The sequence below is a fragment of the Roseomonas sp. BN140053 genome (assembly GCF_047690175.1).
GTDB lineage: Bacteria > Pseudomonadota > Alphaproteobacteria > Acetobacterales > Acetobacteraceae > Roseomonas.
In genome coordinates, this window is the sequence record NZ_JBLLEB010000023.1 from 36,677 (window position 1) to 51,827 (window position 15,151).

General features: G+C 74.5%; 13 protein-coding genes. 12 read left to right on the forward strand and 1 reads right to left on the reverse strand.

Annotation, left to right across the window (positions count from 1 at the left end):
• Positions 1-40: 40 nt before the first annotated feature.
• On the reverse strand, positions 41-2,161 hold the full coding sequence (locus ACLIBK_RS18080) for a 4Fe-4S dicluster domain-containing protein (protein WP_415388713.1): 2,121 nt from the start codon (positions 2,159-2,161) through the stop codon (positions 41-43).
• A gap of 69 nt (positions 2,162-2,230) precedes the next feature.
• Between ACLIBK_RS18080 and ACLIBK_RS18085 the strand changes: the two genes are divergently transcribed.
• From ACLIBK_RS18085 to glp, 12 genes are all read left to right on the forward strand, one after another.
• Positions 2,231-3,022: a biotin/lipoate--protein ligase family protein gene (locus ACLIBK_RS18085; RefSeq protein ID WP_415388686.1), complete on the forward strand. Its 792-nt coding sequence runs from the start codon at positions 2,231-2,233 to the stop codon at positions 3,020-3,022.
• Positions 3,019-3,597 (forward strand): DUF6505 family protein, encoded by a 579-nt coding sequence (locus ACLIBK_RS18090; RefSeq protein WP_415388687.1) that lies wholly within the window; start codon positions 3,019-3,021, stop codon positions 3,595-3,597. Before ACLIBK_RS18085 ends, ACLIBK_RS18090 begins: the two co-directional genes overlap by 4 nt.
• 203 nt (positions 3,598-3,800) lie before the next feature.
• Complete coding sequence (locus ACLIBK_RS18095) at positions 3,801-4,820, forward strand: DUF6352 family protein (RefSeq protein ID WP_415388688.1); 1,020 nt, start codon at positions 3,801-3,803, stop codon at positions 4,818-4,820.
• Complete coding sequence (locus ACLIBK_RS18100; protein ID WP_415388689.1) at positions 4,817-5,365, forward strand: DUF3305 domain-containing protein; 549 nt, start codon at positions 4,817-4,819, stop codon at positions 5,363-5,365. Before ACLIBK_RS18095 ends, ACLIBK_RS18100 begins: the two co-directional genes overlap by 4 nt.
• Entirely contained in the window at positions 5,362-6,366 is a 1,005-nt protein-coding gene (locus tag ACLIBK_RS18105) for a DUF3306 domain-containing protein (RefSeq protein WP_415388690.1), read from the forward strand. Before ACLIBK_RS18100 ends, ACLIBK_RS18105 begins: the two co-directional genes overlap by 4 nt.
• Positions 6,367-6,676: 310 nt before the next feature.
• Positions 6,677-7,276 carry a TorD/DmsD family molecular chaperone gene (locus ACLIBK_RS18110; RefSeq protein WP_415388691.1) on the forward strand — a complete coding sequence of 200 codons (600 nt, stop codon included), beginning with the start codon at positions 6,677-6,679 and terminating at the stop codon, positions 7,274-7,276.
• A 387-nt stretch (positions 7,277-7,663) separates the two neighbouring features.
• Positions 7,664-7,897, forward strand: coding sequence for a twin-arginine translocation signal domain-containing protein (locus ACLIBK_RS18115; RefSeq protein WP_415388692.1), 234 nt, complete (start codon positions 7,664-7,666; stop codon positions 7,895-7,897).
• 19 nt (positions 7,898-7,916) lie between these two features.
• On the forward strand, positions 7,917-10,811 hold the full coding sequence (locus ACLIBK_RS18120) for a molybdopterin-dependent oxidoreductase (protein ID WP_415388693.1): 2,895 nt from the start codon (positions 7,917-7,919) through the stop codon (positions 10,809-10,811).
• 12 nt (positions 10,812-10,823) lie between these two features.
• Positions 10,824-11,420, forward strand: a complete 597-nt coding sequence (fdh3B, locus tag ACLIBK_RS18125) for a formate dehydrogenase FDH3 subunit beta (RefSeq protein ID WP_415388694.1) — start codon at positions 10,824-10,826, stop codon at positions 11,418-11,420.
• Positions 11,417-12,967 carry a formate dehydrogenase subunit gamma gene (locus ACLIBK_RS18130; protein WP_415388695.1) on the forward strand — a complete coding sequence of 517 codons (1,551 nt, stop codon included), beginning with the start codon at positions 11,417-11,419 and terminating at the stop codon, positions 12,965-12,967. The genes fdh3B and ACLIBK_RS18130 overlap by 4 nt, the downstream gene beginning before the upstream one ends.
• 358 nt (positions 12,968-13,325) lie before the next feature.
• Positions 13,326-13,844, forward strand: coding sequence for a molybdopterin-guanine dinucleotide biosynthesis protein B (gene mobB / locus ACLIBK_RS18135; RefSeq protein WP_415388696.1), 519 nt, complete (start codon positions 13,326-13,328; stop codon positions 13,842-13,844).
• The gene (glp, locus tag ACLIBK_RS18140; protein ID WP_415388697.1) at positions 13,832-15,082 is read left to right on the forward strand and encodes a gephyrin-like molybdotransferase Glp; all 1,251 of its coding nucleotides are present in this window, start codon (positions 13,832-13,834) and stop codon (positions 15,080-15,082) included. Before mobB ends, glp begins: the two co-directional genes overlap by 13 nt.
• Positions 15,083-15,151 lie beyond the last annotated feature (69 nt).

Here is a 15,151-nt window from a genome sequence, read left to right on the forward strand (position 1 = left end):
CCGCCGGGGGCACCGGGCGGGACGCCGTGCGGGGCGGGCCTCAGCCCCGCCCGCGCGGTTCGCCGGGGGTGTCCGCCGCGCCGTGGTAATCCGCCGCGGTGCGGGGCGCCGGGCGCGTCGCGCCGGCATAGGGGTCGATACCGCCATCGGTCGCCGCGAAGACGCGGCAGTTCTCGCACAGGTCCAGCACCGCCAGCCGCGCCGGGTCGGCGAACATCCAGTGCGCGCGCAGCTTGTTCTTCACCCGCTCCACGGAAGCGCGGGTGCCGAAGGGCTTGGCGCAGCGGGTGCAGTGCACCGGCTCCTCCTCCTTCACCACCACGCGCCGCGATGCCTCGGGGGAGAAGTTCAGCCGCGGTTCCAGGGTGATGACGCTTTCCGGGCAGGTCTTCGCGCACAACCCGCACTGCACGCAGGCATCCTCCAGGAAGGAGAGTTGCGGCGTGTCGGGATTGGCCGCCAGCGCGCCGGTGGGGCAGACGGTGGTGCAGGCCAGGCACAGCGTGCAGCCCTCCGCCGCCACCCGCGCCAGCCCGAAGGGCGCCAGTTCCGGCAAGGGCAGGATCTCGGGGGGCGCCGGCGCCGGGGCGACCGGGGCGGCGCCGATCCCCAGGGCCGCCAGCAGTCCCGGCCGGGCCGGCGCCGCGGCCTCGGGCACCGCGGCCGGGTGCAGCGCGCCCAGGGCGGCGCGGGCGATCTCGCGCGGCGTGCCCTGGGGCAGGAAGCTGGCGGGCGGCACGGCGGGTGGCATGGCGGGCAGCGCGCGCAGCGCCTCGCCCAGGGCGAAGGGGTCGTCGGTTTCCAGCGCGGCGGCGCGCGGGGCGGCGCCCTCGATCCCCAGCCCGGCCAGGATGGCGGCGGCGTAGTCCAGGTTGCGCAGCAGCCCGTCCGTGCCGTGGCGCCGGCGCGCCGGCAGCAGCACGCGCACCGCCTCCGCCCCCCAGGCCAGCGGCGCCAGCAGCGCGCCCAGGTCCAGCGCGCCGGGTTCCGCCCGCAGCGGCAGCACGCGCGCCGGCAAACCGTCGCCGTGCCGCGCCAGCGCGTCCAGGATCGGCTCGCCGTGCGTGCCGTCGTGCAGCAGCAGCACGGGCGCGGCACCGCCGGCCTCGGCATAGGCCAGGAGCAGCGTGCGAGCGCGGCGCAGGATCGCGTCCGCCGGCGGCAGGGCGTAGGTGATGGAGGCGGTGGGGCAGACCGCGGCGCAGGAGCCGCAGCCGGCGCAGATTTCCGCCGACACCACGACGGATTCCTTGCCCGGCGTGATGGCGCCGGTGGGGCACAGGTCCAGGCAGCGCGTGCAGCCGGTGCGGCGGTTGCGCGCGTGGGCGCAGAGCGCGGGGTCCTGCTGCACGAAGCGCGGCTTGTCGAACTGCCCCACCAGCTCGCCGGCCTGCGCCACCGCGCGGGCCACGGCGGCGGGGTCGGCGGGGTCGGCGCGCAGGTAGCCCAGCCGGACCTCGTGCGCCGGAAACAGCGGCGCGGCGCCCGACAGGTCCAGGATCACGTCGCAGCGGCTGGTGGTACCGTCCTTGCCCGGGCCCCAGCGATAGCTGGCGCGCGAGGAGGGCGCGGCCGCCGCCACCCTGTCCACCGCCACGGCGAAGCTGCCCAGCCAGCCCGTGGCGCCGCGGGCGCGGCCGCGCAGCACGGGGAAGCTGGCCTGGCGCGGCGGCTGCACCGCTTCCTCGCCGGTCAGCAGCACCGTGAGGTCCAGCTTCTCCGCCAGGGCGGCCGCGGCTTCCAGCGCCGTCGCGTCGCGCCCCAGCACCAGCGTCACGCCGCGGCTTTCCAGCGGCAGCAGCGGGGTGGGCGGCATCGGCACGGCGGCCGCGGCCAGCAGCGCGGCCATCTTGGGGCCGGCCTGCGCCGCCTCGTCCGACCAGCCGGCGGTTTCACGGATGTTGAGGAAGTCCAGCGCCCCGCGATGCCCGGCCTCCTCCGCTTCCTGGCGGAACAGCGGGCTTTCCTGGGTGCAGGCGACGGAAATGTCGGCCTCGCCCAGCGCCGCGAGGAAGCGGGGCAGCTGAGAACGGCAGAGCTGCTCGGCGGGGCGCAGTTCCGAGCCGCGCGCGGCGCAGGCGCGCGCCAGGCGCGCCCCGTCCAGCGGCATCGTGTCCTCGCAGGAGCAGACGAAGGTGAGGCGCTTCGGCGCGTCGGACATGGAGTTCACGTCTTTTCCTCGCCGCCTGTCCGCGGCGGCACCGGCGGCATATATGCCCCCGCGATGGTCGTGACGAGGGAAACGGGCGCCCTGCCCGACCTGCCCAGCCTGTTCGAGCCCGTGCCGCTGCGCGAAGGCGCGGATGCGCTGGCCCATGCCGCCGCGCTGGCACCGTCGCGCGGGGCGGGCACGCTGCCCTGGGTGCGCTCGGCGTCGCGGGTGGAAGCGGCGGCGGTGCTGGAGCCGGAACTGCCGTTGCGGCGGGCGCGCATCGCGATCCTGGCCGCGGCCTCGGCGGCGCTGGACGCGCTGGCGGCCGTGGGGCCGCCGGAACTGCCGATGCAGCTGCGCTGGCCGGGCACGCTGACGCTGGACGGCGCCGCCGCCGGCGCGGTGCGGCTCCTGGTGCCCGACGGCGCCGCCGAGGACGCGCCGCCGCCCTGGCTGGCCGTGGGGGTGGAGCTGCGCCTGAGCTTCCCTGCGGGCACCGTGCCCGGCCGCCACCCGCACCTCACCAGCCTGGAGGAACAGGGCTTCGAGGACCTGGATGCCGCGGCCCTCACCGCCGCCTGGGCGCGGCACCTGATGGCCACGCTGCACGACTGGGAAGCGGGCGGCTTTTCCGTGCTGGCCGAGCGGGTGCTGGCGCGGCTGCAGCCGGAAGACTGGATGGACGGGGCTTGTCCCGCCCTGGACCTCGACACCGGCGACCTGCTGCTGGACCGCGGCGCGGGGCGCGGGCGCCACGCGCTGGGCGTGCCGGTGCTTGCCGGCGCGGAGCCGCCGGAAACTTCGCCCGGCAGCGCTTCCGCCAGCGGCGCCGGCTCCTTTCCCGGCCATCCCGCGGGGGCGCGGGCGTGAGCGGTGCCCTGCCCCGCACCCTGCGGCTGGACCCGTCCGACACGCTGGTGTTCACCCGCGCGGCCGAGCCGGGGGAATGGGCGGTGCCCGGCGGCTTCTGCTTCTGGGACGAGGAGCCGGAGGGCATGACCGGCCAGCGCCGCCAGGAATTCCGCGCCGGCTTCCTGGGGCTGGGCTCCTTCGGCTGGTCCACCCTGGTGGAGGTCGCGCCCTGCGACGCCGCCGCCCGCGAAGCCGCCACCGCCGCCCTGGCCGCGCACCTGCGCGCGCATCACGGCGCCCCGGACGAGGCCGCCGCCCGCGGCGCCGCGGCGGAGGAGATCAACTTCGCAGCCTCGCTGTGCGAGGGCCACCCGGCCGGCACGGTGCTGGCGCTGCACCGCAGCCTGGAAGGCGGGGCGCAGCGCGAGCGCTTCCGCACCCTGCACCGCGCCGACCGGCCGCGGGAATGGTCGGCCGCGGCGCTGGGCACGCTGCCGGTGTTCGCCACGGTGCTGGTGGAGGGCGAGGAAGAAGCGCCCGAGCGGCCCGACCTCGCCGCTCCCGATCCTTTCGGCGCGGGGCGGCGGCGGTGAGCGGCGGGAACGGCGACGGCCCGGCGGGGCGGAACGGCGCGGGCCACGCTCACGCGGCCGGACAGGCCGGGAATCACCGTCACGCGGCCGGGCCGGCCGGTGATCACCACCATGCGGCCGGGCCGGCCGGGCCGGCCGGGGACCACCGCCATGCGGCCGCGCCCGGCCACCCTCACGCCGCCGCGGCGGGCGAGGACACCCTGGTGGACTCCGCCGATTTCTGGGTCGCTTCCGGCCACGCGCTGTGCGAGCGCGACGCGCGCGGCCACCTCCTGCCCAGCCCCGGCCTGTGGCGCGCCTTTCTGGCCCGCCCCGAACTGATGCCGCCGCCCGAAGCCTGCGCCGCCGAGCGGCTGCTGCACGCGGAACTGCTGGAAGATCCCACCCGCCCGGTTCCCGCCGCCGAACTGGCGCGGCTGGCGGACGGGGATGCGCGGGAAAACTGGGAGCATTTCCTGGGCTTCCGCGACCGCGTGGCCGCGCATCCGACGCTGGAAGCCGCCTGGATCGCGCTGTTCCGCGACGGGGTGGCGGGGGTGCCGCCGCTGTTCCTGCAGATGCTGACGCACCTGGTGGCGCGCGCCGCGATGGAGGGCGAGGCGGACGCCTTCACCCTGCGCGCCGCCGAGATGCTGTTCCGCCCGCAGCGCGCCGCGATCCACCAGGGCGCCACCCTGCTGGCGGACGAGGAGGTCGTGGAGGCCCGCGCCGCCGAGGGCGACCTCGGCACGCTCGGGCGGCTGCTGGCGGAGGCCGGGGCGCCGCCCGCCTCGGTGGAGCTGGACGTGCTGGGGGAAGAGAACGCCGCCGGCTACCGCGCGCGCTCGGACGCGCACGACCTGGCGCTGGACATCGCCCAGGGGCGGCCGGGGCAGCAGGGGCTGGCGCGGGCGCTGGAACGGCTGCTGGCGCACCTGCTGGCCCTGCCCGTGTCCGTGACGCCCGTGCCCACGGTGGAGGACCCGCGCTGGAGCTGGCACGCCGGGCTGGACGCCGAGGCCACCGCCATCGCCAACGCGCTGTGGCGCGGCGAGGCGGTGGAGCAGGCGCGGCTGGCCCGCATCCTGTGGCTGGCCCGGCTGGAGATCCACGACCCCGCGCGGGTGATCACCCGGGTGCGCGGGCGGCCGGTCTACCTGGTGCTGGCGATGGATGCGGCGGGGCGGGTGCGGGTGAAGCCGCAGAACCTCGTGCTGGGGCTGCCGCTGGAGGAAACGCCGTGACGCAATGGGGCGACAGCGCGGACACCCGGCGCATCCCCGTCTGGGTGCTGGCCGAGCGCCGCCCCGGCGTCACCCGCTGGGCCGAGCACGTGTGGCGCGCGGTGGAGGTGCTGGAGGACGCGCCCGACGCCCCGGCCTGGACCCTGTTGCGCGAGGAGGCCGGCCGCGCCCTGTTCCTGGCGGGGCGGGCGGAGGTGGCGCTGCACCCCACGGACACGGACAACCTGCGGCACAACCTGGAAGCGGCCTCGCCCAGCCTGTGGGTGGTTCTGCGCGCGACGGAAGCGCCGCCGGGCATGGCGCTGCACCTCGTCACCGCCGATCCCGGCGAGGCGCACCTCTACGCCGACGTGGGCAACGACCTGCTGGAAGCCCTGCCGCTGCCGCCCGGCCTGGCCGCGACAATCGCCGAGTTCGTGGCCCGGCATTATCGCGAACCCACCTTCCACAAGCGCCGCCGCGAGCGCGCCGATCCCGAGGCGCTGGCCTTCGGCCGCGGCGGCCGGCGCGGCACGGGACCCTCCAGTGAGGGGGACGAGGATTGAGCGCGGGGGAGGAAGGCTTCCTCGCCCGCTGGTCGCGCCGCAAGCGCGCCGCCGCGGCGCCGGAAGCGGCGGAGGCCGCGGCGGCGACGGGCCGGCGGGATGCCGTGCCCGCGGCGGGGCGGCCCAATCCCGGAGCGGCGACGGTGGTGCCTGGTCCTGGCGCGACGGCGGTGCCTAATCCCGGCACGGCGATGGCGGTGCCCGCCCCTGGCACGGCGGCCATGCCGCCCGGCCTCGGCGCGGTGGCCGCGCCCGGTGCCGGCGAAGGGGGCGTGCCGCCCGGCGCGTATGCGGGGGCGGCGCTGCCGGAAGCCGGCGCGCGGGCGGCATCGCCCATGGCCAAGGCGCGGGTGGGCCAGCCCGCGGCGGAGGCTGCGGCCGCCCCGGCCTTCGATCCCGCCAGCCTGCCGGCGATCAACGACCTGACGGAACACAGCGACATCGCCGTCTTTCTGCGCCCCGGGGTGCCGGCGTCCCTGCGGCAGGCGGCGCTGCGGCGGGCCTGGAGCCTGGACCCCGCGATCCGCGACTTCGTCGGGCCGGCGGATTACGCCTGGGACTACAATGCGCCCGATGGCGGAGTGTTCGGCTTCTCGCCGACGCTGGTGGGCAACATCGAGGAACTGCTCGCCCAGGCGATCGGCGCACCGCGGGCGGAGGCGGGCGAGGCGCCGGCCCGGGCCGTGGTGGCGGGTGGGCCGGGCGAGGTCCTGTCGGGGACAGGGCCGGAGGGTACGGGGGAAGCGCTGCCGGTTCCGCCGGGCGACGCGCCGCCGGGGCCGCTGGGCGCCCCGGAAGCGGCCGCGCCGGGGGGAGCCGCGCCGGACGCCGCCTCGGCCGGATGGGGCGGCGATGCAGGGCCCGCCCTGCGCCTGTCGGTCGCCACGCCGGCCGAACCGGTGCCGCCCGCAGCCGTTTCGCTGCCGCCGGCGGTGGTGGCGCCCCCGGTGCCCGCGGCCACCCCGGCGCGACCGCGGCATGGCGGCGCGGTGCCGGCCTGAGCGGACGGTTCGCCTTACTTCCTTACGATCTTACTTCCTTACCGAGGGACGTCCGGGAAGCCCTGTTTTCGGAAGATAATCCTACACTTCCAGTAGCTTGCCGGTCAAGTTCCGTCCGCAATGTGGCAGATCCGGCGTTTTCTGACACATCCCGCGGCGGCCGCACCGCGCGCCCGAATTGCAACTGCTTCGCAACCAGCATCGCTCGCAAGGGCTTGTAAATCCACGCCTTGTGAAGGCCCCGGCTTTCGCGGGATAAGCACGCTCCGGGCCCGCTCGCCCGCGGATGACACGGAGTGCACGCGCCGGGATGTCGGGGGCCGGGAACCTGCCGGGAACGGATCAGCTGGAAGCGGAGCGCGCCCGGCTCTTCGCCCTGCTCGGCCGGTTGCTGATGGCGCCGCCGGACCGGGCGCTGCTGGACGGCCTGCGGCACCTGCCGGGCGACGCCTCGCCCCTGGGCCGCGCCACTGCCGCCCTGGCGGAGGCCGCACGCGCGGCCGAGCCGGCAGCGCTGGAGCGCGAGTTCCATGCGCTGTTCATCGGCGTCGGCCGCGGCGAGGTGCTGCCCTACGCCTCCTACTACCTGACCGGCTTCCTGCACGAGCGTCCCCTGGCACGGCTGCGCGGCGACCTCGCCCGGCTGGGCGTGACGCGCGCCCCGGGGATCGCAGAGCCGGAGGACGCGCTGGCCTTCCTGTGCGAAACCTATGCCGGGCTGCTGGGCGGCGTCTTCGCCGCCGGCCCCGCCGCCGCCCCCGCCTTCCTGGCCACGCACCTGCTGCCCTGGGCCGGGCGCTGCTTCGCCGATATCGAGGCCGCGGCGGCCGCCCGCTTCTGGCGCTCCGTCGCCGCCCTGGGCCGCCTGGCCCTGGACATCGAACAATCCGCCGCGGACCTCGCCGCATGACCGGCCCGCTGCCCTTCGCGCAGGCCCGTCCCCGGTGTCCGGGGCGCGCTGCGCGGTTGCTCTCGGTGGCCCTGAGCGTGGCCAAGGGGGCTCTGCCCCCTTGGAGCCCCCGCCAGGAGCTTAGGCTCCTGGACCTCATGAGTGCCTCCGGCGGGGGCGGGATGGCCGACGGCCAACATAATGGACCGCCTTGTCCGACCCGCCCCCGCCGGAGGCACTCAACGTGGGGTCCGGGGAGCCTAAGCTCCCCGGCGGGGTCCAGGGGCAGCGCCCCTGGCCAACGTCAGAACAACAGAGAGCAACCGGGCAACACGACCGGGAAGCCGGCGATGGGGCTGCGGGGTGACGGTCAGGCACGATGAGCGCGACGTTTGGGAGTGTGGTGCGATGAGCGAGCGGGACCGGGACGGAACGCCGCAGCGGCGCGGCTTCCTCAAGGCGCTGGGGCTGGCGGCGGGCGGGGCGGCGGTGGCCGGCGTGGCGGAGGCGGCGGACCCGCCGTCGCGCGCCGATGCCGTGCCGCCGGGGATGGCGCGCAAGGAGAACCCGCAGCAACGGGTGGCGGCGCGCTACCGCGAAACGGATCACGTCAAGGCGTTCTACGCCACCAACCGGTACTGAGAACGGGGATCGCGCGGCCATGCTGATCAAGCGCAGCGACGGCAAGCCCGCCCGGCAGCGGCTGTCGGGTGCCTATGAGGGGCTGTCTTCCGGCGGGCTGGACCGGCGCGGCTTCCTGCAACAGGCCGGGCTGGCCGGCGCGGGGCTGGCGACGCTGGGCGCCCTGCCGCTGACCGCGGCGCGGCCAGCGGCGGCGGGGCCGCTGGACCCGCAGGGCGAGGTGATCCGGGTCAAGAACATCTGCACCCACTGCTCGGTGGGGTGTTCGGTGATCGGCGAGGTGCAGCACGGCGTCTGGGTCGGGCAGGAACCGGCCTATGGCTCGCCGATCAACCGGGGGGTGCACTGCGCCAAGGGCGCCTCGGTGCGCGAGCTCGTGCATGGCGACCGGCGGCTGAAGTATCCGCTGAAGCTGGTGGATGGCGAGTACCGGCGGATTTCCTGGGAACAGGCGATCGACGAGATCGGCGCCAAGCTGCTCGATGTTCGGGAGAAGATGGGGCCGGACAGCGTGTTCTGGCTGGGCTCGGCCAAGTTCACCAACGAGGCGGCCTATCTGTTCCGCAAGTTCGCGGCCTTCTGGGGCACCAACTCGGTGGACCACCAGGCGCGCATCTGTCACTCGACCACGGTCGCGGGTGTTGCCAACACCTGGGGCTACGGCGCGATGACGAATTCCTTCAACGACATCCGCAACAGCAAGACGCTGATGGTGATGGGCGGCAACCCCGCCGAGGCGCATCCCGTCTCCATGCAGCACCTGCTGACGGGGCGCGAGATGAACCGCGCCAACCTGATCGTGGTGGACCCGCGCTTCACCCGCACCGCAGCGCATGCCACCGAATATGTCCGCCTGCGCCCCGGCACCGACATCCCGGTGATCTGGGGCCTGCTGTGGCACATCTTCGACAATGGCTGGGAGGACAAGGAGTTCATCCGCCAGCGCGTTTACGGCATGGAGGAGATCCGCGCCGAGGTCGCCAAGTGGAACCCGGCCGAGGTGGAGCGCGTCGCCGGCATCCCGCCGGAGCAGATGAAGCGCGTGGCGGAGATCTTCGCGACGCAGAAGCCGGCCACGCTGATCTGGTGCATGGGCGCCACGCAGAAGACCGTGGGCACGGCCAACGTCCGCGCCTACTCGATCCTGCTGCTGGCCACGGGCAATGTGGGCAAGGCGGGGACGGGCGCGAACATCTATCGCGGCCACACCAACGTCCAGGGCGCCACCGACATGGGCCTGGATGTGACCACCCTGCCCGCCTATTACGGGTTGGACGAATCCGCCTGGCGGCACTGGTGCCGGGTCTGGGACGTCGACTACGAGTGGATGAAGGGGCGCTTCGCCAGCCCGCAGCTGATGACGGCGCCGGGGATTCCCACCACGCGCTGGTTCGACGCGGTCACCATGCCCAAGGACCAGATCGAGCAGCCCAATCCCGTCAAGGCTATGGTGGTGATGGGCCATGGCGGCAACACCGTCACCCGCATGCCCGAGAGCATCAAGGGCTTGGAGCAGCTGGAGCTGCTGGTGGTGGCGGACCCGCACCCCACCACCTTCTCCATGCTGTCGGAGCGCAAGAACGGCACCTACCTGCTGCCGATCTGCACCAGCTTCGAGACCTACGGCACGCGCACGGCCTCCAACCGCTCCGTGCAGTGGGGCGAGAAGATCGTGGACCCGATCTTCGAGAGCAAGTCCGACTACGAGGTGATGTACCGCCTGGCCAAGCGGCTCGGCCTGGCGGAGCAGATGTTCAAGGGCATGGACATCCAGGGTGAGGCGCCCACGGCCGAGAGCCTGCTGCGCGAGATCAACCGCGGCTGCGTCAGCGTGGGCTACACCGGCCAGTCGCCGGAGCGGCTGCGCCACCACATGGCCAACGAGCAGTATTTCGACGTCTCGACGCTGCGCGGCCGGCCCGGCACGCCGGTGGAGGGCGAAACCTACTGCCTGCCCTGGCCGTGCTGGGGCACGCCGGAGATGAAGCATCCCGGCACGCATATCCTCTACAACCCCGACCTGCACGTGAAGGACGGCGGCAGCACCTTCCGCGCCCGCTTCGGGGTGGAGCGCAACGGCAAGACGCTGCTGGCCGAGGGGTCCTGGAGCAAGGGGTCCGAGCTGACCGACGGCTATCCGGAATTCACCGTGCGGGTGATGAAGCGCCTGGGCTGGTACGACGAGCTGACGGCGCGCGAGAAGGAGATCATCGAGCGCATCGGCGGCACCCAGGTGGACAACGTGTCCTGGTCCACCGACCTGAGCATGGGGATCATCCGCGTCACCATGGAGCACGGGGTGATGGCCTACGGCAACGGCAAGGCGCGCGCCGTGGCCTGGAACCTGCCCGACCCCGTGCCGGTGCACCGCGAGCCGATCTACACCGTGCGCCCCGATCTGATCGCGCAGTACCCGACGCTGCCGGACCGCCGCGGCTTCCGGCTGCCGCACCTCGGGCGCAGCGTGCAGGAACGCTCGCGCCAGCTGGTGAGCGAGTTCCCGATCATCCTGACCTCCGGCCGGCTCGTGGAATACGAGGGCGGCGGCGAGGAAACGCGCTCCAACCGCTGGCTGGCGGAGTTGCAGCAGGAGATGTTCGTGGAGATCAACACCGCGGACGCGGCCGAGCGCGGCATCCGCGAAGGGCAGATGGTCTGGGTATCCGGCGCGGAGAGCAACGCGCGCACCCGGGTCAAGGCGCTGGTGACGGAGCGGGTGGGCAAGGGCGTCGCCTTCATGCCCTTCCACTTCGGCGGCATCTGGCAGGGCGAGGACCGGCGCAGCCATTATCCCGCGGGCACCGATCCGATCGTGCTGGGCGAGAGCGTCAACACGCTGACCACCTACGGCTACGACCCCGTGACCTTCATGCAGGAAGCCAAGGTCACGATCTGCCAGATCCGCGCGGCGTGAGGAGATAGCCCAATGGCCCGCATGAAGTTCCTGTGCGACGCGGACCGCTGCATCGAGTGCAACGCCTGCGTCACCGCCTGCAAGAACGAGCACGAGGTGCCCTGGGGCATCAACCGGCGCCGCGTCGTGACGCTGAACGACGGCGTGCCCGGCGAGCGCTCGATCTCCATGGCCTGCATGCACTGCACGGACGCGCCCTGCCAGGCGGTGTGTCCGGTGGACTGCTTCTACACCACGGCCGACCACATCGTGCTGCATGACAAGGATCTGTGCATCGGCTGCGGCTACTGCTTCTACGCCTGCCCCTTCGGCGCGCCGCAATACCCGCGGCTGGGCAACTTCGGCGGCCGCGGCAAGATGGACAAGTGCACCTACTGCGCCGGCGGCCCGCAGCAGGACAACACGCAGGCGGAGTACATCCAGTACGGGTCCAACCGCATCGCCGAGGGCAAGCTGCCGCTCTGCGCGGAGATGTGCTCCACCAAGGCGCTGCTGGCCGGCGACGGCGACATCATCGCCTCGATCTACCGCGAGCGGGTGCAGACGCGCGGCTACGGGTCCGGCGCCTGGGGCTGGCGCACCGCCTATCGCGAGGACGTGGCGGTATGATCCGCCGCCTCGCACTGCCCGCGGCGCTGGCCCTGGGGCTGGCGGCCGGGCTGCCGGCGCTGGCCCAGGCGCCGGCGGCTGATCCCGCCGTGCCGGCCGCCGGTTCGGGCGCGGCGCCGTCCAACGTGGCGCCGGAAGCCCCGGGCACAGTAGCGGCCCCGGCGTCCGGCGCCGCGTCGCCGGACGCGCCCGCCGCCCCCTCGGCTGCACCCGGTGCGGCTCCGGCGGCGCCTGCCACCGGGGACGGCGCTGCCACCGGGCCGGCCGCGGCTTCGGGGGCGGGCACCGCGGTGCCGGGGGCCAGCGACGGGGCCACGGCCAATGCGCCCGGCCCGGGCGCGGCGGCGCCGCCCACCGCGGGCAGCGCCGACCATCCCGTGGCGCCCAACTCGCCCGAGCGGCAGGCGCCGGTGCCGGAGGTGGGCGCCGGGCGCGGTGCCCCCGGCAGCCCCGGCACCAACAACGCGCAGCAGCCGCAGGCGGCGCCCATCGTGCCCTCCGGCACGCCGGCGGCGCCCAACCCCTACGGGCCCGGGCAGACCCCCGTGGCGCCGCAGCCGGAACGGCCGCCGCAGCCGACCACGCTGGGCAACCAGCCGTTGCGGCAGCCCTTCACCGACCGCGGCCAGGCGGATGCCGCCGAGCAGGAGCTGCGCGCGGCGCTGCGGGGCGACCGCATCCAGGGGCGGATCAGCATCCCCGACGGCAAGGCGGCCTCCCTGGTGCAGCCGGAAGGGCGGGACTGGCGCTATTTCCGCAACGTCATCCTGCCCTGGGTCGGCGGCGTGGCCGTGGTGGGGATGTTCGCGCTGCTGGCGCTGTTCCTGCTGGTGCGCGGGCGCATCCGGCCGGAGCACGGCATGTCCGGCCGCAAGATGGGCCGCTTCAACGCGATCGAGCGCGCCAACCACTGGATGGTCGCGGCCTCCTTCGTGGTGCTGGCCTTGTCGGGGCTGAACCTGACCTTCGGCGGCTGGGTGATCCGGCCGGTGATCGGGCCGGAAGCCTTCACCGCGCTGAGCGAGGCGGGCAAGACGGCGCACAACTTCCTGGGCCTGCCCTTCACCGTCGGCGTGCTGGTGATGTTCGTGCTGTGGGTGCGCGACAACATCCCCAACAAGCTGGACTGGGACTGGATCAAGAAGGGCGGCGGCTTCATCGGCCGCGGCCACCCGGCGGCCAAGCGGTTCAACTTCGGGCAGAAAATGGTGTTCTGGATCACCGTGCTCGGCGGCGGGCTGGTGGCGGTGAGCGGGTACTTCCTGATCTTCCCGTTCTACGCGCTGGATATCCAGGGGCAGCAATGGGCCTACATCGCCCATGCTACCCTGTCCGTGCTGATGATCGCGGCGATGCTGGCGCATATCTACATCGGCTCGGTCGGCATGGAGGGCGCCGTGGAGGCGATGAGCCAGGGCGTCGTGGACTACAACTGGGCGCGCGAACACCACTCCCTTTGGGTCGAGGAAGAGTTGGCCAAGGCCCACGCCGTGGTCGGCCCGCCCCCCGGCGCCCCGCCCGGCGCCCGCATCGCCGGGGCGGACTGACGCCGACGGCTCGCCATCACGGCGTGGCGCCCGGGGGAACCGGTCTGGCGGGGCGGTTGCTCTCGGGTGATCCGACCTCGGCCAGGGGCGCTGCCCCTGGACCCCGCCGGGGAGGTACGAACTCCCCGGACCCCGCGCTGAGCGCTCCGCGAGGAGGGGCTTTGCGGAACCGTTTGCCCTCGCGGCGCGACCTGTCCCGCAGCCCCTCCTCGCGGAGCGCTCATGAGGTCGAGGAGCCTAAGCTCCTCGCGGGGTGTCCAGAGGGGCAGAGCCCCTCTGGCCCCGGCCCGACCATCGCAGACCAACCACCCCCACCAGCCCCACTCCCCGGCGCCACCCCGCGACGGAGAGCCGTCGCGTGAGCCCGCGCGGCGGGATGCGGGTGCTGGGGCTGGCGGGCTGGAGCGGCGCGGGCAAGACGACGCTGCTGGCGGCGCTGATCCCGTGCCTCCTCGGGCGGGGGGTGAGCGTGTCGACGCTGAAGCACGCGCATCACGGGTTCGACGTGGACCGGCCGGGCAAGGACAGCTTCGTGCACCGGGAGGCCGGGGCGTCGCAGGTGCTGGTGGCCTCGGCGCAGCGCTGGGCGCTGATGACGGAGTTGCGCGGGGCGCCGGAGCCGGGGTTGGCGGAGTTGCTGGGGCAGCTGGCGCCGGTGGAGCTGGTGCTGGTGGAAGGCTTCAAGCGGGAAGGGCACCGGAAGCTGGAGGTGTTCCGGGCGGCCAACGGCAAGCCCTGGCTGCATCCGGACGACGCTGGCATCGTGGCGGTGGCGGCGGACCGGCCGCCGCCCGCCCCCCTGCCCCACGCGGCGCTGGACGACGTGCCGGGGATCGCCGACCTCGTCCTGGAGCATGCCCGGCCTTGGCCCAGCTGACTGATGACTGCTTCGCCTTCGGCGGGCCGCTGCTGGGCGTGGAGGCCGCGGCGGCGCTGATCGCCGAGCGCGTGCCGCCGCTGGCGGGCGAGGAGCGCCTGCCGTTGCTGGACGCGCGCGGGCGGGTGCTGGCGCGCAACGTGATCGCGCCGCGGCCGCTGCCGGGCTTCTTCAACAGCGCCGTGGACGGCTTCGCCTTTCGCCATGCCGAGCTGCGGGCCGAGGGCGAAACGCGGCTGCGCCTGGCGGGCCGGGTGGCCGCGGGGGCGGAGGCGCCACCGCTGGACAAGGGCCAGGCGATGCGGGTGCTGACCGGCGCGCCGATGCCCGAGGGCGCCGACACCGTGATCATGCAGGAGGACGCGGCGGCCGAGGACGGCTTCGTGTTCCTGCGCCCCGGGCTGCGGTGCGGCGCCAATTGCCGCCCGGCGGGGGAGGACGTGCCGCGCGGCGGCCTGGCGCTGCGCGGGGGCAGCCGGATCGGGCCGGCGGAGATCGGACTGGCGGCGGCGCTGGGCCTGTCGGGCCTGCCGGTGACGCCGCGGCCGCGGGTGGGGGTGTTCAGCACCGGCAACGAGCTGGTTTCGCCCGGGCGGGCCATCGGCGGGCCGCGCGCCTACGACAGCAACCGCTACACGCTGCTCAGCCTGCTGGCGGGGCTGCCGGCGGAGGCCCGCGACCTCGGCATCCTGCGCGACGCGCCGGCGGCGATGGCGGCGGCGCTGGCGGACGCCGCGGGCGCGCACGACCTGCTGCTGTGCTCGGGCGGCGTGAGCACCGGCGAGGAGGACCATGTGCGCGCCGCCATCGAGAGCGGCGGCTCGCTGGTGTTCTGGCGGCTGGCGGTGAAGCCGGGACGGCCGGCGGCGATGGGCGTGGTGGGCGGCACCCCCGTGCTGGGGCTGCCGGGCAACCCCGTGGCGGCGGTGGTGACCTTTCTGCACCTGGCGCGGCCGCTGATACTGCGGCTGGCCGGGGCGACCCCTGCCCCGCTGCCGCGCTTCACGGCGGTGGCCGAGTTCTCCTACCGCAAGAAGGCGGGGCGGCGGGAATACGTGCGGGTGTCGCTGCACCCCACCGCGGCCGGCGCACCGATCGCGCGGAAATTCCCCCGCGAAGGGGCGGGGCTGCTGTCCTCGCTGACGGAATCCGATGCCTTTGCCGAGCTGGATGAGAACAGCGAGGGCGTCGAGCCCGGCGAGGTGGTGCGCGTGCTGCCCTTTGCCGCGGTGTTCTGAGGCGGCCCGGACGCCGTTCGGCCCCGCCGGGCACGATCCTGGCGTCGTCCATGGCGCGATGCCCGGCGC

Bases quoted from the DNA above. Each gene is read 5' to 3' on its own strand.
- ACLIBK_RS18080 (WP_415388713.1), bottom strand. From the start codon at position 2,161: ATGTCCGACGCGCCGAAGCGCCTCACCTTCGTCTGCTCCTGCGAGGAC.
- ACLIBK_RS18110 (WP_415388691.1), top strand. From the start codon at position 6,677: ATGTCGGGGGCCGGGAACCTGCCGGGAACGGATCAGCTGGAAGCGGAG.
- ACLIBK_RS18115 (WP_415388692.1), top strand. From the start codon at position 7,664: ATGAGCGAGCGGGACCGGGACGGAACGCCGCAGCGGCGCGGCTTCCTC.
- ACLIBK_RS18120 (WP_415388693.1), top strand. From the start codon at position 7,917: ATGCTGATCAAGCGCAGCGACGGCAAGCCCGCCCGGCAGCGGCTGTCG.
- fdh3B (WP_415388694.1), top strand. From the start codon at position 10,824: ATGGCCCGCATGAAGTTCCTGTGCGACGCGGACCGCTGCATCGAGTGC.
- ACLIBK_RS18130 (WP_415388695.1), top strand. From the start codon at position 11,417: ATGATCCGCCGCCTCGCACTGCCCGCGGCGCTGGCCCTGGGGCTGGCG.